This window comes from Sediminibacillus dalangtanensis (assembly GCF_017792025.1).
Classification (GTDB): Bacteria; Bacillota; Bacilli; order Bacillales; family Amphibacillaceae; genus Sediminibacillus; species Sediminibacillus dalangtanensis.
This window is the reverse complement of the sequence record NZ_CP046956.1, coordinates 924510-948649: the sequence shown is the minus strand read 5'-3', so window position 1 is coordinate 948649 and position 24140 is coordinate 924510. Positions and strand designations below refer to the sequence as shown.

Annotated in this window: 21 protein-coding genes; 12 read left to right on the top strand and 9 right to left on the bottom strand. The window is 45.4% G+C overall.

Annotated features, from left to right (window positions below):
* Window positions 1-127: 127 nt before the first annotated feature.
* Entirely contained in the window at window positions 128-1630 is a 1503-nt protein-coding gene (locus tag ERJ70_RS04785) for an alpha-amylase family glycosyl hydrolase (RefSeq protein WP_209367542.1), read from the bottom strand.
* Window positions 1631-1865: 235 nt separating this feature from the next.
* Between ERJ70_RS04785 and ERJ70_RS04780 the strand changes: the two genes are divergently transcribed.
* Window positions 1866-3224, top strand: coding sequence for an MATE family efflux transporter (locus ERJ70_RS04780; RefSeq protein WP_209367541.1), 1359 nt, complete (start codon window positions 1866-1868; stop codon window positions 3222-3224).
* Between the two features lie 120 nt (window positions 3225-3344).
* Here ERJ70_RS04780 and ERJ70_RS04775 read toward each other — a convergent pair whose 3' ends face one another.
* The 3 genes from ERJ70_RS04775 to ERJ70_RS04765 form a co-directional block, all read right to left on the bottom strand.
* Window positions 3345-3794: a hypothetical protein gene (locus tag ERJ70_RS04775; protein WP_209367540.1), complete on the bottom strand. Its 450-nt coding sequence runs from the start codon at window positions 3792-3794 to the stop codon at window positions 3345-3347.
* A 38-nt stretch (window positions 3795-3832) separates the two neighbouring features.
* Window positions 3833-5680, bottom strand: a complete 1848-nt coding sequence (gene asnB, locus ERJ70_RS04770) for an asparagine synthase (glutamine-hydrolyzing) (protein WP_209367539.1) — start codon at window positions 5678-5680, stop codon at window positions 3833-3835.
* A 237-nt stretch (window positions 5681-5917) separates the two neighbouring features.
* On the bottom strand, window positions 5918-6292 hold the full coding sequence (locus ERJ70_RS04765) for a YisL family protein (protein WP_209367538.1): 375 nt from the start codon (window positions 6290-6292) through the stop codon (window positions 5918-5920).
* A gap of 520 nt (window positions 6293-6812) precedes the next feature.
* Between ERJ70_RS04765 and ERJ70_RS04760 the strand changes: the two genes are divergently transcribed.
* A complete protein-coding gene (locus tag ERJ70_RS04760; protein WP_209367536.1) occupies window positions 6813-8009 on the top strand; it encodes an ornithine--oxo-acid transaminase in 1197 nt (398 codons plus the stop codon).
* 298 nt (window positions 8010-8307) lie between these two features.
* Here the strand turns inward: ERJ70_RS04760 and ERJ70_RS04755 are convergent, their stop codons facing one another.
* Window positions 8308-9504: a DUF418 domain-containing protein gene (locus ERJ70_RS04755; protein ID WP_209367535.1), complete on the bottom strand. Its 1197-nt coding sequence runs from the start codon at window positions 9502-9504 to the stop codon at window positions 8308-8310.
* A gap of 139 nt (window positions 9505-9643) precedes the next feature.
* On the opposite strand from ERJ70_RS04755, the gene ERJ70_RS04750 reads away from it, so the two are divergent.
* From ERJ70_RS04750 to ERJ70_RS04725, 6 genes are all read left to right on the top strand, one after another.
* Window positions 9644-9862 carry a spore germination protein gene (locus tag ERJ70_RS04750; protein WP_209367533.1) on the top strand — a complete coding sequence of 73 codons (219 nt, stop codon included), beginning with the start codon at window positions 9644-9646 and terminating at the stop codon, window positions 9860-9862.
* 12 nt (window positions 9863-9874) lie between these two features.
* Complete coding sequence (locus ERJ70_RS04745; RefSeq protein ID WP_209367531.1) at window positions 9875-10081, top strand: spore germination protein GerPB; 207 nt, start codon at window positions 9875-9877, stop codon at window positions 10079-10081.
* A gap of 75 nt (window positions 10082-10156) precedes the next feature.
* Window positions 10157-10720 (top strand): spore germination protein GerPC, encoded by a 564-nt coding sequence (gerPC, locus tag ERJ70_RS04740; protein WP_209367529.1) that lies wholly within the window; start codon window positions 10157-10159, stop codon window positions 10718-10720.
* A complete protein-coding gene (locus ERJ70_RS04735) occupies window positions 10717-10908 on the top strand; it encodes a spore germination protein GerPD (RefSeq protein WP_209367527.1) in 192 nt (63 codons plus the stop codon). Before gerPC ends, ERJ70_RS04735 begins: the two co-directional genes overlap by 4 nt.
* Window positions 10908-11309 (top strand): spore germination protein GerPE, encoded by a 402-nt coding sequence (locus ERJ70_RS04730; RefSeq protein WP_209367525.1) that lies wholly within the window; start codon window positions 10908-10910, stop codon window positions 11307-11309. Before ERJ70_RS04735 ends, ERJ70_RS04730 begins: the two co-directional genes overlap by 1 nt.
* Window positions 11310-11334: 25 nt before the next feature.
* Complete coding sequence (locus tag ERJ70_RS04725; RefSeq protein ID WP_026571138.1) at window positions 11335-11553, top strand: spore germination protein; 219 nt, start codon at window positions 11335-11337, stop codon at window positions 11551-11553.
* Window positions 11554-11715: 162 nt separating this feature from the next.
* Here the strand turns inward: ERJ70_RS04725 and addA are convergent, their stop codons facing one another.
* Both addA and addB read right to left on the bottom strand, forming a co-directional pair.
* On the bottom strand, window positions 11716-15441 hold the full coding sequence (gene addA / locus ERJ70_RS04720; RefSeq protein WP_209367523.1) for a helicase-exonuclease AddAB subunit AddA: 3726 nt from the start codon (window positions 15439-15441) through the stop codon (window positions 11716-11718).
* Window positions 15441-18932 (bottom strand): helicase-exonuclease AddAB subunit AddB, encoded by a 3492-nt coding sequence (gene addB / locus ERJ70_RS04715; protein WP_209367521.1) that lies wholly within the window; start codon window positions 18930-18932, stop codon window positions 15441-15443. Before addB ends, addA begins: the two co-directional genes overlap by 1 nt.
* A 77-nt stretch (window positions 18933-19009) precedes the next feature.
* Here addB and ERJ70_RS04710 point away from each other — a divergent pair, with 77 nt between their 5' ends.
* Together ERJ70_RS04710 and ERJ70_RS04705 are read left to right on the top strand one after the other, a co-directional pair.
* A complete protein-coding gene (locus tag ERJ70_RS04710; RefSeq protein WP_209367519.1) occupies window positions 19010-20140 on the top strand; it encodes an MFS transporter in 1131 nt (376 codons plus the stop codon).
* A 170-nt stretch (window positions 20141-20310) separates the two neighbouring features.
* A complete protein-coding gene (locus ERJ70_RS04705) occupies window positions 20311-21042 on the top strand; it encodes a hypothetical protein (protein WP_209367517.1) in 732 nt (243 codons plus the stop codon).
* A 291-nt stretch (window positions 21043-21333) separates the two neighbouring features.
* On the opposite strand, the gene lepB is transcribed toward ERJ70_RS04705, so the two are convergent.
* Both lepB and ERJ70_RS04695 read right to left on the bottom strand, forming a co-directional pair.
* On the bottom strand, window positions 21334-21876 hold the full coding sequence (gene lepB, locus ERJ70_RS04700; protein ID WP_209367516.1) for a signal peptidase I: 543 nt from the start codon (window positions 21874-21876) through the stop codon (window positions 21334-21336).
* Window positions 21877-21949: 73 nt separating this feature from the next.
* Window positions 21950-22585, bottom strand: coding sequence for a TVP38/TMEM64 family protein (locus ERJ70_RS04695; protein ID WP_245208117.1), 636 nt, complete (start codon window positions 22583-22585; stop codon window positions 21950-21952).
* 203 nt (window positions 22586-22788) lie between these two features.
* Between ERJ70_RS04695 and ERJ70_RS04690 the strand changes: the two genes are divergently transcribed.
* Both ERJ70_RS04690 and ERJ70_RS04685 read left to right on the top strand, forming a co-directional pair.
* Window positions 22789-23049: a hypothetical protein gene (locus ERJ70_RS04690; RefSeq protein WP_209367515.1), complete on the top strand. Its 261-nt coding sequence runs from the start codon at window positions 22789-22791 to the stop codon at window positions 23047-23049.
* A gap of 867 nt (window positions 23050-23916) precedes the next feature.
* Window positions 23917-24138, top strand: coding sequence for a WYL domain-containing protein (locus ERJ70_RS04685; protein ID WP_209367514.1), 222 nt, complete (start codon window positions 23917-23919; stop codon window positions 24136-24138).
* Window positions 24139-24140: the final 2 nt, after the last annotated feature.

The window sequence follows — 24140 nt, the reverse complement described above, 5'->3', positions numbered from 1 at the left end:
CCGCCTTGGTAGCGTGGTAGAGAGATAAAGTAAGTAAAAGTGCCGTTCCGGTTTGGTCGGAACGGCACTTTTATCTGTCAAAAAAGAGTGCGGGTATCGATATTTTCCTCTTCTTTGATGTTTTGTTCTACGGCCTGGACTTTTGTTTCTTCTTCAGAAAAACAATGGCAAAAACAAATGCCCCAAGCACTGCTAAAATAAAGGAAACAAACAACCAATTGATCCCTTTGTCATCCTCGACGACATAAACTTCTGCTGTTTCGCGGTCCAGACCGATTTTGTAATGCCCTTCTTCATCGGCCCGAACCGTCTCATCGTTGAGCAGTCCGCGGAGCTGTTTGCCTGCTTGAATACCGTCAATTGTCACAGCCTTAGTCGCTGTAGCATTATTGATGGCAAAATAAACGGTTTCCCCTTCGTAAGTACGTTTGAACAAACTCATTGCTCCGTTGCTATCTACCAGCTCCATATTCCCCTTCGTAAAAGGAGCGAACTGTTGGCGAATAGCAGACAATCGTTCCAGATACTGGCTCAGCTCATCATTGCCACTATTCAACTGCGCCGTACGGTGATCTGGTGCATCATCTTCATTCCCCATTGCTACCTCTGACCCTTGATAAATGACAGGGGTGCCCGGACCCAAGTACAAATAAGTCAATCCCAGCTTCCATCTTGTCACCGGATTTTCTTCGAGCTCAATCGCCATTTTTGTGAAGCGGGTTGTCATCTGGCTGTCCAGTGCCACACCGTTATTTCCTGACTCTTTCCTATCGGATAAATTAGATAATTCATTCCCTGGTGCCTGAAATACCTGATCAAGGGATTTGGTTTGCTCGTAATCAATAATTAAATCGATACCCGCTTCCCGAAAGGATTCCATTCCTTCCTTATCGGCATGCTTCCAGTCGGCTAAAAGGGAAAATCCCTGCTGTTCAGCATGCAGTGTTTCAGAAAAGTCGGCTACAAACGAAGCTGGGGTATCTGGTTCGATACCTATCCGGTAGCCATCCAAACCGGTTTCTTTCAGCCAAAACTCCCCTGCCTCACTCAATGCAGCTACAACCTCTTTGTTTTGCAAATCCAACTGTGGCAAGTCCTCGAGCCATGGAGACTGCAGAAGCTCTGCTTGTTCTTGTTGCTGATCATGTTCACTCGCGTACCAGCCTTGCTTGTCCTGATCTGTAAGCCATGGATGCGAGGCAGACGTATGATTGACTGGAAAATCCATGAACACTTTCATGTCACGTTTGTGCGCTTCTTCCACCAATTCAGCAGCAGTTTCCATCGTCCCCGAATGAGGTTCTATCGCAGTAAAGTCCGTTACCCAAAAACCATGATAACCATCTTTTTCATTTTCCATGAGCGGGCTAATGTTAATAGCAGTAAAGCCCATTTCTTTCAAATCGTCAAGCTTGCTAATGACCCCTTGCAGATCGCCGCCATGCAAGGCATTGGGGTCTTCGATATCAATTTCCTTGTCATTGTCAAAGTTTCCGTTTACAAAACGGTCTAAAAGAATATAGTAAATAGATTCTTCTGCCAATGTATCTTCTTGTTCTACAGCACTAATAGGTTGTGAGTAAAAAAGAAGAAACGGCAATACAGCCGCTGCTGCCAATAACTTCTTCACATTCCGTTCCTCCTACAGGTGTTATTAGAAGCATAAAAGCTTTCTTAATAAAGGGTAGCTTTCTCAGACCTGTCCGTCAATCATGATCATACCAATTTCCCCTAATTCCATAAAAGTGTCACAAGTGCGTCATAATTACCATTTAGACGTTTTGTTGCATTATGTACTGACAAATGCATACTGGCGGTATATACTTAATTGGATTTTCTAATTTTTTTGATCGTGAGGATATCAAATGAATCAAATAGAGATAAAAAAGCAAAGCCTCTTCGCTCTGACTTGGCCCATATTCATTGAAATACTACTGCATATGCTGATGGGAAATGCAGACACCTTGATGCTAAGCCAATATTCCGACAGTTCCGTGGCAGCCGTCGGGGTCTCCAATCAGGTGATTTCAGTCATTATCGTCATGTTCGGATTCGTAGCCGCCGGTGCAGGTGTGCTCGTTGCACAAAACCTTGGAGCCGGGAAACAGAATACAGCTGGTGCCATCGCTGTTACCTCGCTCAGCCTCAATTTATGGTTTTCCCTGCTGTTGAGCATCGCTTTGTTTTTGTTTAGCAAGCAAATTTTAAAGATAATGGATTTGCCTGTCGAATTGATGGGCGAAGCAGGGGTCTACTTAAACATTGTCGGAGGATTGATCTTTGTTCAGGCATTGATCATGACAGTCGCTGCTGTTTTAAGAAGCTATGGATTCACAAAAGATACCATGTACGTAACGATTGGCATGAATGTGCTTAATATAATCGGAAACTATACCGTTATTTTCGGTCCGTTCGGTTTCCCTGTGTTAGGAGTGGAAGGGGTAGCTTATTCAACCATCGTCAGCCGCTTCTTAGGATTTACCGTCCTTCTGCTTCTCTTGTTAAGACGCAGTGAGAAAACATTGCCATTCTCTTCTTTCTTTTCTTATAACAAACAGGATATCCGCGATTTATTGAATATCGGAATTCCTTCAGCCGGAGAACAGCTTTCTTATAATGCCAGCCAGATGGTTATCACCTATTTTATCGCCCAGCTCGGAACCCTGGCATTGACCACCAAGGTTTATGTCCAGAATATCATGATGTTCATTTTCCTGTTTGCTCTGGCTATCGGCCAAGGAACACAAATATTAATCGGCCACCTGATTGGTGCGGGGGAAGTCGATACGGCCTATAAGTATGGCATCAAGAGCCTGCAAATCTCGATTGCCATCTCCACGTTCGCCGCCATACTGATTTATTTTGCCAGCGACTTTTTGCTGGGTATCTTTACCGATAATGCCACTATTATGGAGAAAGGCGCTGCCTTGCTGTTGGTGACCATTATCCTGGAACCTGGCCGGGCATTTAACCTTGTGGTCATCAGCTCGCTTCGTGCAGCTGGCGATGTACGATTTCCTGTCTTTATCGGGATTCTTTCCATGTGGGGGGTCAGTGTCTCTTTCGCCTGGTTTTTCGGTTTATACCTTGGATTGGGATTAATCGGCGTATGGATTGCTTTTATAGCGGATGAATGGCTGCGGGGGTTATTGATGCTGCGGAGATGGCGGTCCAAAGTTTGGGTAAAAGAAAACTTCATTAAAGCAGAACCCTATGGGAAATAGTTTTAAAAAGTGGCCGGGACAAAAGCATGGCCACCAAAGCAAAAACCGAGCGAATGCTAACTGTCAATCAAATTCGTTCGGTTTTTATTTGGATGTTCGTTTGATGCGTACTTCGAATCGCTACGTTTTCGTTGGCTGATGTCCACCTAATAAAGACAAGATGGACCGTATTCTTCTATTGGTTGATAGGTATCTAAACAGTGATGAAGAGGAAAAATCAGCATGGCGGTCCTTTATTTTTTTAGAAATTGGACTATGGCATAAAAAGGCGGTTTCCATGCAGCTCAGCTTTCTACCTGTAACGGTAATAGGCAAAACGGAAATCACACCAGAAGAGAAAGTATCTCCTTCAACGAAGGCAAGGTGCGCAGATTCCAGCGGGATGAGCGCGAGCTGAAGATCCACTTGGCAAAGCGGTATGCTTTGCCAAGTTAGCTGAAGCCGTGCCCGCGGAAAGCGAAGTACCTTGCCGGAGTGGAAGTGGCACTTTTCATAGGGTGGAAAGTTTGCTTTTTGTTCATCAAAAAAACCGAACGAATGGTGAAATCGTTCGGTTTTCATTTTGGTCATGATGCTTTTGTCCCAAGCTTTTTTTACACAATATACGATTAATTTTCTATCTTAATTTGATAGGTTCGAAGCCAGTGATCAATTTGGCCGAGATGGGCCAACAGCTGCGGCCCAGTCATTAGTTGACCAAACCACGGTGCCTCTATTTGTTTTCCTTCTGTTTGAATCAATTTTTCGATTTCTTTCCGACTAAACAGTTCAAACAGCCTGGCATCCGGATCCCTGCTTATTTCTTCCAGCCATGAAACAACGGCACCCGTGTAGACAGGATTGTGGGTTTTTGGATATGGGCTCTTTTTCCGATAAAGGATTTCATTCGGGAGCAGCCCCTCCAATGCCTTTCTTAAAATCCCCTTTTCCCTACCGTTATATGTCTTCATTTCCCATGGTATATTCCAAACATATTCAACAAGTCGATGGTCGCTGAATGGGACCCTTGCTTCAAAACTGGCCCCCATACTCATCCGGTCCTTTCTATCCAGAAGTGTCGGCATGAACCAGTTCATGTTTAGATAAAACATTTGCCGGCGCTGTTTTTCCAGGGGACTGTCCCCCTCATATTCCGGCGTTCCATCGATCGTTTCCTGGTATCGTTTCAGCATGTAACCCTGTAAATCGAGTTTTTGTTTCCATTCTTCCGTTAATAAGGATCGTCTCACTTCAGAGGAACGAATCCATGGGAAGCCTTCCCGGGTTAAATCGTCTTCACGATAAAACCAAGGATATCCTCCAAAAATTTCATCCGCGCATTCTCCGGAAAGGGCGACGGTCACCTCCTGTTTCGTCTGACGGCAAAACCAAAGTAGCGAGGAATCTACATCCGCCATCCCAGGCAAGTCACGCATCTCAACAGCTTCTTTCAACATTTCTGCCAACGTCATGTTATCCATGACAAAGGGATGATGATTGGTCCCGCTAAAGGTGCTCATCTTTCCGATAAAGTCATTGTCGCTATTCGGTTGAAAGGAACTTTGTTTAAAATATTTTTCATTGCCCTGATAATCGATCGAGAATGTCGATAACGGCCCTTTTCCATTAGCCTGCAAGTAATTGGCCGCAATCGCGGTTATGGCGCTTGAATCCACCCCTCCTGATAAAAAAGTGCCGAGGGAAACATCGGAAACCAGCTGTCGTTCTACAGCATCAGTCAGCAATTCCCTAATAGTCCGGGCTGTTGTTTCCACGTCGTCTTCATGCTGTTTGCTGACTACATTCCAATAGCGGTGCGTTTGAAATCCATCCTGATTAAAAATTCCGATGTGAGCAGCAGGAATTTCATTGATCCCTTTGAATACTCCATGACCGGGAGTACGAGATGGACCAAGCGCAAGCACTTCACTTAATCCTTCACGATCCAAAACAGGTTCTACTTCAGGATGAGCCAGCAGCGCTTTTATTTCAGAAGAAAACAAGAGCCCCTCCCCATGCTGTTTGAAAAACAACGGTTTGACGCCAAGGCGGTCTCGCGCCATAAACAACTGCTGCTTTTCCGAATCCCAGATGGCGAACGCAAAAATTCCATTTAACTTTTCGACACAGGCCTCTCTCCACTGGATAAAACTCTTCAATAATACTTCCGTATCAGAATGGGAAGTAAAACTCCAGCCTTTTTCCAATAGTTCTTGGCGCAGGTCCTCTGTATTGTAAAGTTCACCATTGTAAATCATGACATATTTTTCTTCCCCGCGCAGGCACTCCATTGGCTGCTTTCCACCTTCGGGGTCGACAACAATCAATCGTTGATGACCAAACGCAGCGTGATTGGAAATCCACTCGTTATATTCATCAGGTCCCCGATGCCGGATGGTCCCAGCCATTTTACGAACGGTGGCTATTTCCCCGGATAAGTTGCGTTTAAAATCTATCCAGCCTGTGATCCCACACATATACGAAAACACACCCTTTCTTTTAGCCCTTCTATATGCTTATGATAAAAGCGCCCAGAGTGTGTCTAAGTCAAGCCTATTTTGCCACAAGTGATCCTCAAGAAACAGCTGCAATCACAAGATTGAAGTTGTTTCTCGTAGATTTTATAAACAGATAGCACACTTTTCCCCCAAATTTAATCCCATACAAAAAACACCGTCTCCGCAGAATATCCGCGGAGACGGTGTAGAACAAACTCAAGACATGAAATGCAGGCCGAATGGCAGTCTGCCAAAACCTAGAACCAGAACAATGAGCACCGCGATAGCAAACTGTACCCAGACACCCAAAACTGGCTTGCCTTTGCTGTATTTCACAGCAATCATTTCCATAGCTGCGATCACCCAAATTCCTGCCAATCCCTTAACGATGACTTCTCCAAGCATATAACTTTGCTGGAAGTAGTACGCAATCAAGTCACCACCAGAATACAAGATCAACAGGTAATCGAGTCGCAAAATCATCTGTAAAATTTTTGCCGGTTTGTCTTTACCCTGCTTTTTAAACATCAAAGCTAGTCCAAATAAAATAAACGCTAGTACCCATGAAGTGATATGTAGATGCGTCGTCATGACGTACCTCCTTTTTATTCAATCAACGCTATCATATCATTTTTCCGAAAACATTTCATTTGAAAAATGTGTCCTTTCGCACATTTCTATGAACACCATCTTTCATTCAATAAAGGAACAAGAAGTTCTATCCAGCGTAGTTGGGAGTACCGGAGCGGATTTTCACTGGAGGTGGTGGCTTCTACATCCCTACAGGACGTGGGTGATTTTAGTAGAAGGTTTCCTTTTCACCGTGAGGAACGGACCAGCAAGCTAACGACGAAATTCGCCGTGTCATTTTTCCCGCATTTTTGAACTTCCTCCCTATATACAATGTTCAAATAGAGGACAAAAAGGACCAAGAAGTTCTAGGCAGCGCAGGTGGGAGTACCGCATTGTATGCCTTCGATACATGAGGAACGGACCAGCAAGCTAACGACGAAATTCGCCGTGTCATTTTTCCCGCATTTTTGAACTTCCTATATATGAAAAAACTGTTATAATTGAAAGCGTATGCTTAACATTGAAACGGAGGGATACCATGGTACGATCGAGTCAGGAAATCATTGACCAAACGCAGGAATATGGAGCTAAAAATTACCACCCGCTGCCGATTGTGGTTGCCAAGGCTGAAGGAGTCTGGGTAGAGGATCCCGAAGGAAACCGCTACATGGATATGCTTAGCGCTTATTCAGCAGTCAATCAAGGACACCGGCATCCACGGATTATCGATGCCTTGAAGCAGCAAGCAGACCGCGTAACCCTGACATCAAGAGCGTTTCACAACGACCAACTAGGTCCATGGTACGAAAAAGTATGCAAGCTGACAAACAAAGAAATGGCATTGCCGATGAATACTGGAGCTGAAGCGGTAGAAACCGCCATTAAGGCAGTACGGCGCTGGGGCTATGAGGTGAAGGGAATTCAGGAAGACCAGGCAGAGATCATCGCCTGTACCGGTAACTTCCATGGCAGAACAATGACTGCGGTTTCCCTATCTTCAGAGGATGAATACAAGCGTGGATTCGGTCCAATGTTACCAGGAATCAAACTGATACCATATGGTGATATCAACGCGCTTAAAGAGGCTATTAACGAAAACACGGCAGGATTCCTGATGGAACCAATCCAAGGGGAAGCTGGTATTGTCATCCCACCAGAAGGTTATTTAAAACAGGCCCATGACATATGCAAACAAAACAATGTCCTGTTCATCGCTGATGAAATTCAAGCAGGTCTGGGCAGGAGCGGAAAAATGTTTGCCTGTGATTGGGAACAAGTTTCCCCTGATGTATTGATACTAGGCAAGGCACTTGGCGGAGGAGTATTCCCAATCTCTTGTGTTGTAGCGAATAAAGATATTCTCGGTGTGTTCAATCCTGGATCGCACGGATCCACTTTTGGCGGAAACCCCCTTGCATGTGCTGTTTCAATCGCAGCCCTTGATGTATTGGAAGAGGAAAAACTGGCGGATCGTTCGCTCGAACTTGGAAATTACATGATGGGAGAACTAGTAAAGATTAAAAATCCGGCAATCAAAGAGGTTCGCGGAAGAGGATTGTTTATCGGTGTTGAACTAACGGAATCCGCCCGGCCTTACTGTGAACGGCTGAAAGCAAAAGGATTGCTTTGCAAAGAAACACACGAAAACGTCATTCGTTTCGCTCCACCGCTGACAGTCGAGAAATCAGATTTAGTTTGGGCGGTCGAGCAAATTAAACAAGTACTAGAATCATAATTCACCAAGAAGTGGCTGGTCCAAAAGATCGTATCGAAAGCAAAGACCGAACGCTGATTCGAATTTTCAAACATTCGAACACGTTCGGTTTTTTGATGAGTGCTTATCAGTGTCTTTTCCGCCATTCATTCTAAAAAGAAAGTTAGAAAGCCTCCTATTACCAAGTTCATTCGCTGGTCCCTCGCTTTCTCCATTGCATCACCAGCCATAAGCACAACAGAAGTACTTTTCACACTTCCTATCCTGTCATCGTTCGGTTAGTCTGTGTTATGTAATACCCCAACCTCTTCCCTTTTCTTTAATCAACAGACCGAACGCGTCGCCTTAACTGTTGCTTTTCTCCGTAAGTCAAACTCCGCCAAAGCCACTCTGCAGGACCAAAACGAAAATACCTGAACCACCACTTGCTCAGGAAGATTTGCAAACTGAAAATCATGAGGACGAGTACGACTGAATAGATAGGTCGTACGGCTCCATAGAGTCCGAGACCTGCACTATAAAACAGAAAGAAGCAAATGAGTGACTGTCCCAAGTAATTAGTAAGCGACATCCTTCCCACAGAGGCAAGCGGCATTAACAACATTCGACCATACTTTGTGCGGAACGCCAAAGTGACGGAAAGTACATAGAATAACGCAGAAGCACTTCCACCAACAGCCCGTTTCGCCTCATTTAACCAAAATGGATTGCCAATTATATAAGGACCAACTTTCATAAGGATAAATACGATACAAGTCCAAATCCAAAGCTTGACCAGTACCGACCGATATCGGTCGGTGTCATGCAGCCACCTCTTGCGGGAAGCATACATCCCCAATAAAAACATCGGGAGCAGGCTGAATGTCAAAAACAAGTAGGCAATTCCTCCATTGGCATATAACCAGTCCGCAGCATTCTGCCGTAAAATGTCCAAGAGACTCCCTTCTCCATAGTTGGCCATTGCCTCTGCAATTCTCTGACTGTCCCCTGCTGATATATCCGAAAGGAAATTTCTGGCTGCATAGGATAACATGGTTAGAAGCCCGGTCGGTATTAACAGCAGGCCCAAACTCCACCCCAATAACGTGCGGTTCTGCCTCCGGTAAAAACAAAACAACCAAAAACCGATAATTCCATAGGACAACAAAATATCTCCGTGCCAAATCAAAAAGGCGTGTATAATCCCAAAACAAATCAAAACCACAAGCCTGCGGACCAATACATAGATTGTGTTTTGTTTTTTCTCCTGCAGCCTGTCATACATCACTTGCATCCCGAATCCGAACAAAAAGGAAAAAAGTGTATAAAAGCTGGCTTGAAAAAAAATATCGATTCCAGTCTGTACTGCATGATCCAGTTTATTGTCCCAGTAATCACCTGCTCCGCCATACAGAAAGAACGGAGCATTGAAGGCTGGCGCATTTACCATGAATATACCGAGAATGGCCAGCCCCCTCGCTGCATCTATCCAAATAAGCCGCTGGTTTTCATTTAGTGGAGAGCCTGTCTTCGTCATCAATTTCCCCCTTATTCCTATTTGCTTTCTACCTATTGTCATTGTAGCTGAATCGTTTGAAATGTACCATGACATTTTCATGGACGGTCGAACAGTTTTTAATCATTTTCATAAAGTATTAGAAAGGAGGAATCGTGCTATGCCTGCGGTAGTAGGAGCGGTAAAAGTCAATACGGTATCTTCATCGAGCATATTCAATATCGGGGATGTCTACGCCATCAATCCGTACACGACTTCCAAAACCTTTGCCGGCGGCGGCTCTTTCAATACGGGGAACGGTATCCAAATCCAACTCCAAAACTCTGTCACAAACTTTAAAGATGATGACGTAATTGATCAGCCGAATATTGGCCCATAAGGGGGATTCATTGTGCATTTGACCGTCCATCAATCCATCTCTATCCACACGCTGAAAGTGAACAGTGTTTCCAACTCATCCATTCTGCAAATTGGCAGCGCGGGTATCATTCGAGCCAATGCGGAACTTTATAATACCGGCGGTTACACCGAACAAGCCGAGGAAGCAGAAGCAATTTCCGAACAGGAACCACTCGTCCCGCTTGCCCCACCTGGATAATGCACCAATTCGCTTTTTCAGCATAATCTAACCTTGTAACCTATAGGTCTTTGCCCAGAAAGGAGTTTTCCAACGATGCATCCACAGTACTGGCAAGCATACTTCAACCAGCTGCAGCAATATATCCAAAACCAGGAGCAGCGGCTGCGAGACCTGGAAGCAAGGGTGGCCGACTTGGAAAATAATCAGAAGACCAATCATACGAATGTTGAGAGAATCGACTATCATTTTGATCAATTAAAAATAGAACGCCTTGATGGAACCTTGCATATCGGAATAAGTCCTGAAGGCTTGGAATCCATTGAAGATTTTGCTGTCAACCAGCAGCAGCCAGCGGCTATTCAGCCTTACTCACCCCCACCGGGACAACAAATTGTCGCAAATCTGGACCGCTTTGTAACGTCCGAAGCTCCAATGCTGTTGGAAAAATTGTCCAATCAATACAAACGGGCACTCTCCCCCAAACAGCGCGATATTTTGCTCCAGGATATAAAACAACAGCTGCCAGAACGGGCGGCTTACTATCTTGAACATAGGGAGGGGGACACACCAGATGCTGAGTTCATCCAAGATCAAGTCTGGAAGGAAATCAACCATTCCCTCCATGAATTTTTTCGAAAAGGAGATTTCCCTGAATGAATTATACCGTACACAATTGGGACATAAATGTCGGCAATATTGAAGTTTCCGGTGTCTCTTCCTCTTCCACACTCTTGGTCGGGGATAATGAACAAATCAATTTGCAGTCCTTTTACGATACCCCTCCTGAGTCTTATATTGTTGGTTCCCTTGTTCCGTTGGGCCGTCAAGCAGAGGAAGATTATTAATGCAGAAGCGCACTTCCTATGTAGATACCATCTATGTCAATTCAGTGGCGTATAGTTCGATTTTTGAAATCGGGGATGTAGGCAGCATACGGGCCAAGATGCTGGCCATTGCCGTTCAGGAAGAGGGGATTACCAAGAAAGGGGATGTGCCGGTTGAGTTTGCTGACTTTCCCGTATTCAGCAAACAATCCGCGGCTCTTCCTCCTGCTCCCCTCGTCAGACAGACAACCATCCATCATCGTCCCAAAATATGTGTAGGAAACATCAGCGTGCTTGGGGTATCCGCTTCTTCCACTGTGCAGTTGGGAAGTTTGAACGTTCTGGATACCGAAGCGCGGATAAAACACATTCGTATTCTCAGGGAGGAACAGAATAACTCTCCGGTCAATACAATGTATTAAATGCAAAAAAAGAAGGTGTCATATAATGCCGTCGATAGTCGGACCAATCAAGATCAACGGTATAGACGGAGGGGTCATCAACTTTGGTGACAGCTTTTATCTTTCCCCTAAAAGCACTTCCAAAGTAAGTTCCGGCTCTGGTTCTTTCAATACCGGTGACTTCATCAATACCAACAGCGGTTTGAGTGCTACAAATACGGCTGACCCCGACGTTGCAGATCAAAATGTTTCCGCAAACGCTTAGTCCGTTTTTCGGATGCGGAGATGTTTTCCGCTTGCCTGCTTCATTACGTACTAGTTTCCAGGGGAAGGGGAAAACGTATGCTGGAATGAGGAAGAAAAAACCGGTTTGCCAAGAAAGCGAACCGGTTCCTTCTATTCTTTCAACTATTGGACAAGCAACTTCTTAAACTTCCATTAACAATGCCCCATCAAAGAAATACAGATACTTTTTCGTGACTGGCTGCTTCCAAATTTGTTCAAGCGCCCGTCCATATAAATCAAGCTGGACCTGATAGCGCGATAATAGTTGCCGCTTCAGCTCGGGCGTAACGTCTCCATCGACACTGTCTGTTTTATAATCGATGATGATCCATCCCTCACCGTCCGGGATAATACAATCTATCACCCCTTGGACAAGTACCTGTTCATCAGTTTCTTCCTGCCAATCTGCATATACTTCTTTTGCATTGATAGATAAACTGAACGGAACCTCCCGTGTTACTTTTTCTGTTTCAATAGCCATCCTGCCTATTTCTGTCGTAAAGAAGCGCTCAATAGCTGTACTATCAATGACATCGGCTTCTTCCTGCGTTAGTATCTCTTTGGTTACCAGCCCCTGGACGAATTCGACAAGCGCAGTCTTTTTCCATGCCCGATCGAATGGCAGATGCTGCATGACGGCATGCATGGCACTTCCTTTTTCGGCAGCTGTCAATCGCTTTTCCTGCTGCATAAAGCGTGGCCGCCTGATGATAGGCGCCTGATGACGCTGAACTAGCTGATCACTACTATACTCATCTTTTATTTCCCGTTGTCGTTTCAACTCTGTTACGGTTTGTTTAGCACGATAAAAGGCTGCATTCCTGTTTGGATAGACAAAGGATAAACGGGCTGCCACTTTATTATCCAATTCTGGCCTCGTATCAGGAAGGGTCTTCCATTCTTGTACAGATGTTTTGATTTTTTCCTGTTCCACCGCTTCCAACGTATCCAGATTGGCGAATTCACTGCCATGTAACAACTGGACCTGCCAATCGGAACTGTCACGCCGAATTGACTCTGGAACTTGGACGCTTACTTCTACATCGCGGAGCGGTTGATTGGCATCATGCCTAATCAGAGCTGGTCCGACCCAGTCGAGATAGCTTTGGGTTTCCAAACGGAAATGGGAAGGCAGTACCCATTCGGGATGATCAATGATTTGCTGCCACTTTTCCTGCTTCTTTTCAAAGGACGCCACATTACCGACCATTACCAACTTCTCTTTAGCCCTAGTCAATGCCACATACAGCACGCGCATTTCCTCTGCAAGCATTTCCCGCTGCTTCTCTTTTTTCAACGCATGATAAGCGAGGGTCGGGTACATGATGCGTTTGTCCGGATCAATATATTTACTGCCGAAACCGAGGTCTTTGTGCAGCAAGTATTTTTGCTTCAAATCCTGCTGGTTGAATTGTTTATCCATTGCCCCGACGATAACGACTGGAAATTCCAGCCCCTTGCTTTTATGGATAGTCATCAAGCGGACGACGTCCTCCTGTTCGCCCAGAGCTCTGGCTGCACCTAAATCGTCGCCGCGTTCTTCCATTCTCTCAATAAACCGCAAAAAGCGGAACAACCCACGGAAAGATGTATTCTCATAGGTACGCGCCCGATCATATAATGCTCGCAAGTTAGCCTGGCGCTGTCTTCCGCCTGGAATCCCGCCGACAAAGTCATAATAGCCTGATTCCCGGTAAATCTGCCAGATTAACTCAGACAACGCACCTTGACGTGCGCGTAATCTCCAATCCTTTAACTGGTTGATGAACGATCGGACTTTTTCCACTTTTCGGTTATCGGCTGATGAGGCGATGAACGACTGCAAGGCATCGTAATAGGCTGCCTGTTTTTTCGCCAGACGGATTTCCGCCAAGTCTTCCTCATCGAGACCGACAATCGGGGAACGGAGTACCGAAGCAAGGGGAATGTCCTGTCTCGGATTATCGATTACTTTCAACAAACTGATCATGATTTTGATTTCAATCGCTTCAAGATAACCAGTTGAAAGTTCTGCATACACCGGGATCCCCTGTTGTTTTAATTCCTCGGTTATCGTCGGTGCCCACGTCATCGACCGCATCAGGATCACGATGTCGCGGTATTGGATGTCACGCTGGGTTCCACTCGCCTTATCGACTACCTTCATTGGCGGGATTTGTTCATCCCCGATCCATTTTTTTATCATCCGTGCATATGCACGTGCCTCCAGCTGTGCTTTCTCTAAATCCTGGAAATTTTCTTCCCCTGTATCTTCCTGCTGGCGTTCTTCCTGGTTTTCCCGATCAATGATGTGCAGTTCCGCATCTGTGTCACCAAACTGCAGTTCATCATAAATACGGTTGGCATAAATCAGTTCTGCCTCCGGTTCATACTCCATTTCACCGACGTCTTCACTTAGAAGCTGACGGAAAATATAGTTGGCCGCAGCCAATACCTGCTCCCGGCTTCGAAAATTCCTGGCAAGATCGATTCGTTTCCCTGGACTTGCTTCATCTGCATATTGCTTGTATTTATTCAAAAACAAGGAAGGCTCAGCATGCCGGAACCGATAAATGCTTTGCTTGACGTCCCCGACCATGAACATGTTCCCTGCACCTTCCTGATCGGTAATCAGCGAAAGCAACGTTTCCTGTACCAAGTTAGTATCCTGGTATTCATCGACCATAACTTCCGTGAAGTTGTTGCGGAGATTGCCGGCAACACTGGATGGGACAGGTTTTTCCGGAGTCGATGTGTCATCCAGTAATACCTGCAGGCAATAATGCTCTAAGTCGGAAAAGTCGACAATCGCTTTTTCCTTTTTCAATTGTGTATAGCGCCGTTTGAATTCCTTGACGAGCGAAGTAAGCTGGACAACGGTTGGATGCAGTCCTTTCATGTCTGCCAAATAGGCATCCATGCTCCGGGAAAACCAGTCTTCAGCCAGGTCATTCCAGCGTTTTTTATAGCTGCTTCGCAACTCCTTCACTTTGTCTTTTTTCTCTTCTGCACAGTCCGCTTTTTTTCTGGATAGCGTTTGAAACTTGCTTTCTTTGAAAAATTGTTGAAGTTTTTTCCATGAGATTTGTAGCAATGCCTTCGCCTGCTGGATCATTTCCAAATCAGCATCAATCGTTTCCGCATAATGGTAGGGACCATCGTTATCTCTGGTTAAGTCAAGAGCAGACTGTGCTTCATGCTGCATCGCATCCAGCTGGCTGTTCACTTCCCGCTTCAGGATGGGCAGCCAGGGCAGCGATTCTTCACCTGCCTCTTCATTCACATCGTACATCGCAGCCATTTGATCCAGCCATGCATCCGGCCACGGATTCTGTGTCGCAAAATCATATAACTTAAGAATCAGTTCTTCTACTTCCAAATCACTGCGGTCATTGGAAAAGCGGTCTACCACTGAGAAAAATGCTTTTTGTTCCTCTCCTTCTTTTCCGTACCAATCTTCAAACATATCTTCCAGGACTTCCTGTCTGATCATATCTCCTTCAATATCATCGGCGATACGGAATCCAGGGTCGATATCCAGCATATAGGCGTGTTGCCTGACTACATCCATACAAAAGGAATGCAGCGTCGATATCGATGCCCGCTGCAACAACGACAACTGCTTTTTTAAATGGAGAGAGCCGGGGTTTTCCTGTAGTGCTTCTTCCAGTGCGGCCCCTACACGGTTCCGCATCTCCTGAGCTGCTGCGTTGGTGAAAGTTACGACGAGAAGGGAATCGATATCCACCGGATTTTCCTTATTCAACAGTTTTTGGATGATTCTTTCGACAAGTACTGCCGTTTTACCAGATCCGGCAGCAGCCGCGACCAGAATATCGCTTCCAGCTGCGTAAATTGCTTCTTCCTGTTCTTTGGTCCATTGCGGCATCAGTCTTCCTCCTTCCGGGTGATCAAATCGAGTACTTCGTCGTCCTTCATATCCTTCAGTCTGCGGTAATTATTTTCGTGGAGCGTCGGGTCAAATTGGCAAACCGATTTAAACGGACAGTAGGTACAGGCCACTTGCTGCTTCTGCTGATACGGGTTGAGATGTACACCACCGTCGGTAATATCCGTGCCAGCCTGTACCATCAGGTCCCGGATATACTCACGCAATTGATCGAAAGCTTCCTGTCCTGCAGTATAGGAACCTTTGCGGAAGCCACCGTTTTTTTTCAATCCGGCTGGGACGATTTGACTCATTCCGCTGTCAAGCCCTGTATCCATCATTTTGACAATTTGTTCGTCTTCCAGCAGCAGCCCCTGCATTTTGAATTTCTTAAAAATCTCCTGTTCGATATCCGGATCATCAAGCCGTTTATTGCCGGAAATCATTGGATTGTGAACATGAAAGTACAATACTCCGGCAGGGCTTGCCTTGGCGCCGAGCCATTGCTCCGAGTGGGATAAAATCACATCAAGATAAGACAGCATTTGCAGGGCAAGACCGTAATAAACTTCTACGAGATTCAATCCCTTGGAGCTTGATTTATAATCGATAATCCGCAAAAGCAAATTTTCCTGTTCCAATGCTTTGTCGACCCTGTCGATTCTTCCCCGCAGCATCAGTTCGAAACCATTCGGCAGGTCGATCGTAATCGGCGGCAGCTCCTGGTTGGGACCGAATCCGAGCTCCAATCCGATGGGAGAAAATTTACTTTGTCTTGCCTGTTCACTTAAAACGAAAGCCGCCCTGGCGATAATCTCCTGAAGCTTTTGCTGAATATACTGGTACCGGTTCGAGCTGTGCAGGATTTGATGCTGCAGCACAGGAGCAAGGTTTTGTACCGCCCGGCTTGCATACTTGCTGGTTTCGTCCCGTTGCAAGTCGGAAAAATTGCGGCCTTCTTGTTGAATCCATTCCGTGATTTTCTTTAATGCCTCATGGAAAAGCTGCCCAATATCCGGGGCATCCAGTTTATAAGTGCGGCGTTCCTCCAAGCCTAGACTGTACTTGGCAAAGTGCTGATAGGAACAGCGGTAATACATTTCCAGACGGGAGACACTCGCTTTCACTTCACGTGGATACAACTGTTTGGCTGTTTCCTCTTTTAAATTGGTCGGCGTATTTTTATAAAACAGACTTTGCAGAATGGTAAATACAGTGCCATCCTTCGGCTCATGCTCGATATACCAGTTTAATACATTCCACCAGATATCATGAATCGGATAGCCGCGCAAATTCCGGGCCAGCTGCGCTGTCAGCGCCGATCTCGTCTTTATGGGGGTCGAGATGAACCGGTCGGCTTCCATCAGTTCTTCCGGATCCTGCAGTAGCAGGTGATCGCAACAGGTCGGGAATAAATCCTCGATACGATTAATCAACTGGGATGGTACTTTTGATTTTCCTTCCTCATCACTAAGCGGATAGCTAATCCAAAGCTTGTCCTGTGCACAAGTAAAAGCAAGGTAGACATAAAACCAGTCATCCAGCAGCTGGCGTTTGCTGCCATCTGCCAAACGGAGACCTTGCTCCGCAAGCAATTCCCGTTCCTCTTCCGAAATCATGCCATCTGCTGCCGGCTTCATCGGCCAGACCCCTTCGTTGACCCCCAGCAAAAAGGCACACTTGATACCGCTGATCCGCGACCGGTCGATTGTACCGGTGACAACATGGTCCATACTTGGTGGTACATGGGCAAATTTGAGCGATTCAAAACCGGACTCCAGGGTAGTACGGAACACCTGTAACGACAAACGCTCTTCCCCGATAATCTCTACCATTTCATCGAGAAGCTGAATCACCCCGTCCCATACTTGTTCCTGTTCCCGCCCTTGTTCATTTCGCCCCTGCTCGTCCAATTCCGTACGGACTTCTTCCAGTTGGCGTGGTACTTGGAGCGTTTCCAACCATTCAAAAAGGATACTCGCTCTATCCATGACAGTAGCCGCTCCCCTGACTTGTTCGTCAAACGGTTGAAGAAACTGGACTACTTGGCTGCGGTAGCGGTTGATCCTCGACTGGATTTCCCGTTCTTTATCTGTTTGCGATGCCTGGTCAAATCCCCGAAAACGCTGAAACCTCCACTCCTGGTCACTGAACCAGCGGTCTCTACCACGGATGCCATATTCCAGAACATAATTTTCCAATTCATCAATCGCATCTTCCGTTAAAGGATATTCACTGTCAGATGCAGGAATAAAGCCCGTTTTCAGAAGACGGAATACCGCATCATAGCGCCAGTTCCCTTCCACTACATCAAGTGCGGAACGGATAAGCTCCAGCAGCGGATGATTCATCATCGTCCGTTTTTCATCGATAAACACAGGGATACCGTAATCTTCGAAAACGGTGTCGATCAAATCATGATAAACGTCCGTTTGGCGGATCAGAACAGCGATATCTTTATACCGGTAGCCTTCCTCCCGGACGATACGCAGGATTTCCTGTGCCGCTCCTTCTACTTCTGCACGCGGATGGACAGCCTGTGCCAGCTGAATCGGCACATAGCCCGGGTATTCAGGTGCCGGTCGTTTATCAAAGTACTTCTCCAAATGAGAAAAATATGGTCTGTTGGCAAACCGTCCTTCTTCCTGCCCAAGGTGCCGGATTTCATCGACCGGGATGCCGTTTTCCTTTGCAACAGCCCGGACAGCATGATAGGTTTCGGTCGGCAGACAGAACAAATCCAGTTCAGACGCTTCTTCATCTGCTGGCCCATCTATAGCCAGAGTGATGGTCACCTGCTTTGTTTTTTTCATCAATGCTTCGACAACTTGCATTTCCTGCGGCGTGAAATGATGAAATCCGTCAATATACACTTCTGCATCTTCAAGGGATGATGCCTCTTCTATTTTTTCCGCCAACAGCTGCAGCTGATCCTCACTATCAATATATTGATCTCGCAACGCATCGACCAACCGGTCATAGATATAACTCAAGTCTTCCAGCTTATTCCGCAATGCATTCTCCCCGGGGTACTTATGGGTGAAGCGATCCATGTTAACGATTTGCCCGGCAAGTGCTTCAGGGGAAATCCGGTACCGTTTGAACTCGGTGATCATCTGCTCCAATTGCTCCATGAAGCCTTGCTTTTCAATCGCTTTTTGGAACACATTCCAATCGGATTTCCGTTCCTCGGTGATTTTCCGAAGCATCATTTGGACACCCGTAGAGCTGATAAACTTCCTGGTGCCTCCTCCGGTCTCCTGAAAAACCCGCCAGGACAAACGTGAAAAACTGAATACCTGCCCTCTGATGCTCCCGTTGATCGAATCCCTTTTCAGTAGCGCATATTCCTGCTGAAAGGTCATTTGGTCCGGCACAATATACAAAAGCGGTGGTCCTTTTGGATCTTCGTTCAATTTTCCTTCTATTTCCTGCAGGCAGTGATTACTTTTTCCAGCCCCTGCTTTTCCTAATAAAAACCGGACACCCATCGTCACTCTCTCCCCTTTTTCACAAAATTATCCTTGAAACATATAGTACACTAGTCTATCGAAAAGGAGGCGGCAGAATGGCCAAGCAAACGATTAGCGCGGCCGCCTTGATTTATTGTGCTGTTTTTGTCGCAAGCAGTTTGTATGTAATGATCCCCTTGCATCCGCTGCTGTCCGAAACGTACAACGTATCAATCGGGAATGCTTCTCTGGCCAGTTCTTTCTTTATCCTGGCATACGCATTCGGTCTTTTGTTTTTCGGGTTTTTAGCCGATCAGCTGCCTTTAAGCCGGATCATGTTGACCGGTATGGCTATATTGACGCTAATAACCGCGGCCATCGCCCTGGCTGATTCCATCGAATCTATTTTATTATTGCGTGTAATACAAGGGCTGCTTGCTGCAAGTTTCGCACCCCTGGCATTCGGCTATTGTTTTCGCAGCTTTTCCCCCGCCCTGCAGGGATTAGCCATCGCTCTCATCAATACCGGATTCCTTTTTGCCGGTGTATTCGGTCAAATTATTGCAGCAGCATTCGCCGATATTTTTTCTGTTTCCAGTGTGTTCATTGCCTTCAGTGTATTTTATCTTTCCTGTTTCATTTTTTTATTGTTTACCTTGCAACCATCTGCCAAAGCAAACGGTCTTCAGTTCAAGAAACTTACTGCTTCTATTTTATCATGCTTGCGCAACCGCATTGTCCGCAGTCTTTACCTGATCGCCTTTTTCCTATTGTTTCCGATCATGCTGTTCTATGGGGCTTTTGAAATCTATCTTTATACCAGCTGGCCCGAATTTCCGATTCCGCTGCAGTTGTTCCGCGCCATCAGCTTAATCGGGATTCTCCCTTCTTTTTTTACAAGCATTGTGTTGAAAAAATTCGGAGCCAAACGGGTACTGCGGCTGCATTTGGCGATTATGGCAGCCGGGTTTCTTCCAGCGGCTATTCATTTAAATGTAGGAACCATTGCAATTGCTTCCTTTTTCATGATTGTATCCACATCGCTGACCATCCCCATGGTTGTACTCCTGGTTGGACGTCATGCAACCGCCGGAACAAGTGCTGTTGCGATTTACTCGTTTACCCTTTTGTCTGGTGCTACTATGGGATCTGCTTTAGCTCCAACAATCGGATTTTCGCTAGTATTGCTGCTGATTCCACTCCTGTTTACCGGGCTGACCGTTTTTGCAAGGGTGCTGCCTGATTAAAAACAGCTCCCTTGCTGTTTCTATCCCATTATAGAACAAACGTTCGTTTTATTCAATTACATAGCGGTCTGACCAGAGATTGGACAAGCTTTCTTTTGGTAGAAAAAATCCGGATAATCCTTTACCAAACAGGGAATAACGAAAGAGTCAGGGAAGGAGGAAGAATTTACATGTTCTGGATGAGTTTTTTGTTTGCTTTGTGTTTTGTTTTGATTCATTTATTTTCCGAAAAATTGCTGTTCCTGAACAATGTACCGAGGAGCAGGCTTCTGTCTATTTCCGGCGGCGTTGCTGTCGCATATGTGTTTATTCATTTATTGCCCGATCTGAATGAACACCAGCAGGCTGTCGAAGAGACATTGACTACAGAAGGTTTATCTTTTCTGGAATCACATATTTACCTGGTCGCCCTTGCAGGACTGACCCTTTTTTATGGACTGGAACGGATGGTAAAAGTGTCTAAACGAAAAAATAACGCTGCCGGTCCGGGTAAGACCAATACGGGAGTTTTTTGGACCCATATTGGTTCCTTCTTTTTTTATAATGCGATTATTGGCTATTTATTGATTACTGAGGAATTTACGGACATTACAGGAATGTTTTTTTACTTTCTGGCGCTGGCTGTCCATTTTATCATTAATGATTTCAGTCTCCGCGAACGACACGAAAGGGTTTATGATAAATACGGCCGCTGGCTGCTGAGCGTGGCAGTGCTGGTCGGCTGGATAGTAGGAAGTTTGTATGAGGTGAAGCCGTTCCTTGTTTCCTTTTTAACAGCTTTTCTTGCCGGCGGTGTCATTCTCAATATTTTAAAAGAAGAGCTTCCCGAAGAAAGACAAAGCAGCTTCGGCGCTTTTTTGACGGGTGTTGCCGGCTACACCCTGCTGTTGTTGATCATTTGATTACACACCAATAGGGACAGCCCCTCCTGAGATGACTGTCCCTGTTGGTTGTTTCGTTTTATCCCAATTACCTTCATCCCACGTATATGGCGTACCATTTTTTATCATGGTAATGTAAGGTGCTAATACGGTGCTACGGAAATACACTACGCTCTCCGTGCGAAGCCTGCGGAAAGCGAAGTATTCTGTCAAAGCGAGTCTAAGCACTTTATAATAACATAGAACTAGCTTCTCAGGTTTCACTAGGTTGCATTTTGTATCACTGTAAGATTGAGCGTGCGAAAAGTTTTTTTAAAAGCTCACACCTAATTGTGAAAGCGGCCAGTATCTCACGTCAACCTTTCCGACGACCTCGTCTTGGGAAACAAATCCGAAATACCTGCTGTCCAGGCTTTCCCGTCTGTTATCTCCCATGACAAACAGTTTCCCCTCTGGCACTTCACTCTCACCCGTGACTCCATCCAGGGAAAAATCTTCTGTCAGCGGTTTGCCATCATCCTTTTTAAACGGTTCTAAATACTCTTCCTCGACCGGCTCTCCGTTCAGATATAAACGGTCGTTCTTGTACTCGATCGTATCTCCCGGGGTGCCGATTACACGTTTCACGTAATCTTCTTTTTCATTAGCGTGAAAGACAATCACATCAAACCGGTTGATATTGTGCAAGTCATAGGCCATCTTGTTCACCATGATCAAGTTTTCGTCATACAGGGTAGGCTCCATCGATTTTCCGTCCACAACATAACTAGCAAATAAATACGAACGGAAAAGTACTGCCAGTATTCCTGCAATCACTACCGTCCGTAATACTTTCCAATAATTTATTCTTTTCATTGTCTTTTCCTCCAGGTGCTGTTTCTATCCATATTTTACCCTTCAGAAAAAATATTAATCCTCTATTTAAAAGCTACCCTCGTTCCCTGGCCTTGCTTTGCAGCCGCTGCTCTAAGAATTTACCGAAGATCCAAAACAACAGAATACAGATTCCGACGACGATTGTCTTGACCGGGTTCTGGGCAAAAGAAACAATACTGTCCCCCACGAAGGCAATCGTAAAAATCATCACCGTCTTTCCCAATAGCACGGCAAGGATGAATTGTTGAAAGCTGACTTTGGACAACGCAGCGACGATATTGATGACAGAAGACGGAGAAAACGGAAAGCACATTAGCAAAAACAACGGACCGAATCCGTGCCGTTCCAGCCATTCGGTCACCCGCTCCACTTGCTTATTTTTCCGCAGCCAAATAAAAAAACGTTTATTTCCAAGCTTGCGCACAAGCATAAAGACACATAAAGCCCCGGCACTGGCACCGATCCAGGAAAACAAAAAGCCTTCGAGCAATCCATATGCCGCTGCATTGGCAAGCACAAAAACGACCAGCGGCAAAAACGGCAGAAAAGCCTCAATGAAAGGCAGTAAAATGCCCGGCAGCGGTCCGAGGCCTTCATACGTTTTCAATAGCTGCATCAGCAAATCATCAAATCTATTACTTTCAATTAATTCTCTAAGTTCGTTGATATCTATGTTAAATATGTACAAGTTCTATTCTCCTCGCACCCGCACTTGCAGTTATGTACTGCTTACTAACCAGTTTCCCTATTTTAATTGTAATGTAAACAAGGAAAATTGCCCAGTCCGTTGTCTTTTTCTGTTAGAGGGTGTCCCCTGTGTCACATTCTCCCGTTGTTTTTCTTCTAATAAACACAGATAATAGAGACAGAGAACCTTTTAGGGGGGATAACATGTATGTTTTTTTGATGATCTCAGCCTTTATCGTCTGTATCGCTGCCCTTATTATAACATTGCGATTAGGAAAGTCGGAGTCAGACAAAGCGAGGGTCTATGAAAAAGCCGAGAATCGGCATGAACAGGAGTTGGATCGTTCGATGGACTATGAAAAGCGCTCGATGAAGGAAAATGTGCCCTTGCTAAGTATCATTTATGGAGCAACTTTTTTGATTGCTATTGCCTTGTTTCTGATTTTTTTCTATTTTCCCTTCTAAATAAGGAGGCCGGGACAAAACATGACCAACAAAGCAAAAACCGAACGAATTCCAAATGCCAATCAAATTCGTTCGGTTTTATTTGTGTATTTTCTTTTTATCCTGTTGTTTGATACGTGCTTCGAATCGCTACGTTTTTGTGCTCTGATTTCCACATGATCAAGACAAGATAAACCGTATTCTTCTATTGGCTGATAGGTATCTAAACAGTGACGAAGACGAAAATCAGCATGGGGGTTCCTTTATTCTTTACAATCTGATAATAGCATAAATAAGCGGTTTCCATGCAGCTCAGCTTTCTATCTGTAACAGAAATAGGGCAACACGGAAATCACATCTGAAGAGAAGGTATCTCCTTCAACGGAGGCAAGGTACGCAGACTCCAGCGGGATGAGCGCGAGCTGAAGATCCACTTGGCAAAGCGGTATGCTTTGCCAAGTTAGCTGAAGCCATGCCCGCGGAAAGCGCAGTACCTTGCCGGAGTGGAAAGTGGCACTTTTCATAGCATTTGCTTTTAGCTCATCAAAAAAACCGAACGAATTGGGAATCGTTCGGTTTTCATTTTGGTCACGATGCTTTTGTCCCAGGCTCCTTTTATTTTTGCCTGTCCCTCTCATGGCTTCGTGTGGAAGGGCTGAAGCTTCAACCTGTTTGTTCCACTCATCTTTATAAACTGGATTTTTATTTTCTTGACTCCTGTAGCACAGCCGTTTTGTTGCCCGTAAAGGCAGTGTTTATTGATTAGGCAGAATGGCAGTTACTCTTCTCCGGCAGGTTAGGTATAAATTACCAGGGTTTATTTGGTTGTAAAATAATCGCATTCTGCATATAATAAGAACAAACGTTCCCTTTAAGGAGTGAAAACAAATGGAAACTGTGCTTCATCTGGCTATGGAAAACAAAACAAAGGTAGAAATGATTTATCAGGCTAAAAACGGACGGCTGTCACAGCGCATAGTCCGAATTCTCCAGATTAAAGAAGAACAGGTGGTGGCTTACTGCTTTTACCGCAAGCAAGTCAGGACTTTTCGCCTGGAAAACATTTTGGCCATTCATCCGGCTAAAAAACTGCGACGTCGGGGGGCATAGTC

Excerpts from the sequence above, each read along its gene's own strand:
- ERJ70_RS04755 (WP_209367535.1), bottom strand. The coding sequence starts at position 9,504 with ATGACGAAGACAGGCTCTCCACTAAATGAAAACCAGCGGCTTATTTGG.
- asnB (WP_209367539.1), bottom strand. The coding sequence starts at position 5,680 with ATGTGTGGGATCACAGGCTGGATAGATTTTAAACGCAACTTATCCGGG.
- ERJ70_RS04775 (WP_209367540.1), bottom strand. The coding sequence starts at position 3,794 with ATGACCAAAATGAAAACCGAACGATTTCACCATTCGTTCGGTTTTTTT.
- ERJ70_RS04685 (WP_209367514.1), top strand. The coding sequence starts at position 23,917 with ATGGAAACTGTGCTTCATCTGGCTATGGAAAACAAAACAAAGGTAGAA.
- ERJ70_RS04780 (WP_209367541.1), top strand. The coding sequence starts at position 1,866 with ATGAATCAAATAGAGATAAAAAAGCAAAGCCTCTTCGCTCTGACTTGG.
- ERJ70_RS04760 (WP_209367536.1), top strand. The coding sequence starts at position 6,813 with ATGGTACGATCGAGTCAGGAAATCATTGACCAAACGCAGGAATATGGA.
- ERJ70_RS04750 (WP_209367533.1), top strand. The coding sequence starts at position 9,644 with ATGCCTGCGGTAGTAGGAGCGGTAAAAGTCAATACGGTATCTTCATCG.
- ERJ70_RS04765 (WP_209367538.1), bottom strand. The coding sequence starts at position 6,292 with ATGACGACGCATCTACATATCACTTCATGGGTACTAGCGTTTATTTTA.
- ERJ70_RS04710 (WP_209367519.1), top strand. The coding sequence starts at position 19,010 with ATGGCCAAGCAAACGATTAGCGCGGCCGCCTTGATTTATTGTGCTGTT.
- ERJ70_RS04690 (WP_209367515.1), top strand. The coding sequence starts at position 22,789 with ATGTATGTTTTTTTGATGATCTCAGCCTTTATCGTCTGTATCGCTGCC.
- gerPC (WP_209367529.1), top strand. The coding sequence starts at position 10,157 with ATGCATCCACAGTACTGGCAAGCATACTTCAACCAGCTGCAGCAATAT.
- ERJ70_RS04735 (WP_209367527.1), top strand. The coding sequence starts at position 10,717 with ATGAATTATACCGTACACAATTGGGACATAAATGTCGGCAATATTGAA.
- addB (WP_209367521.1), bottom strand. The coding sequence starts at position 18,932 with ATGGGTGTCCGGTTTTTATTAGGAAAAGCAGGGGCTGGAAAAAGTAAT.
- ERJ70_RS04725 (WP_026571138.1), top strand. The coding sequence starts at position 11,335 with ATGCCGTCGATAGTCGGACCAATCAAGATCAACGGTATAGACGGAGGG.
- ERJ70_RS04705 (WP_209367517.1), top strand. The coding sequence starts at position 20,311 with ATGTTCTGGATGAGTTTTTTGTTTGCTTTGTGTTTTGTTTTGATTCAT.
- addA (WP_209367523.1), bottom strand. The coding sequence starts at position 15,441 with ATGCCGCAATGGACCAAAGAACAGGAAGAAGCAATTTACGCAGCTGGA.
- lepB (WP_209367516.1), bottom strand. The coding sequence starts at position 21,876 with ATGAAAAGAATAAATTATTGGAAAGTATTACGGACGGTAGTGATTGCA.
- ERJ70_RS04730 (WP_209367525.1), top strand. The coding sequence starts at position 10,908 with ATGCAGAAGCGCACTTCCTATGTAGATACCATCTATGTCAATTCAGTG.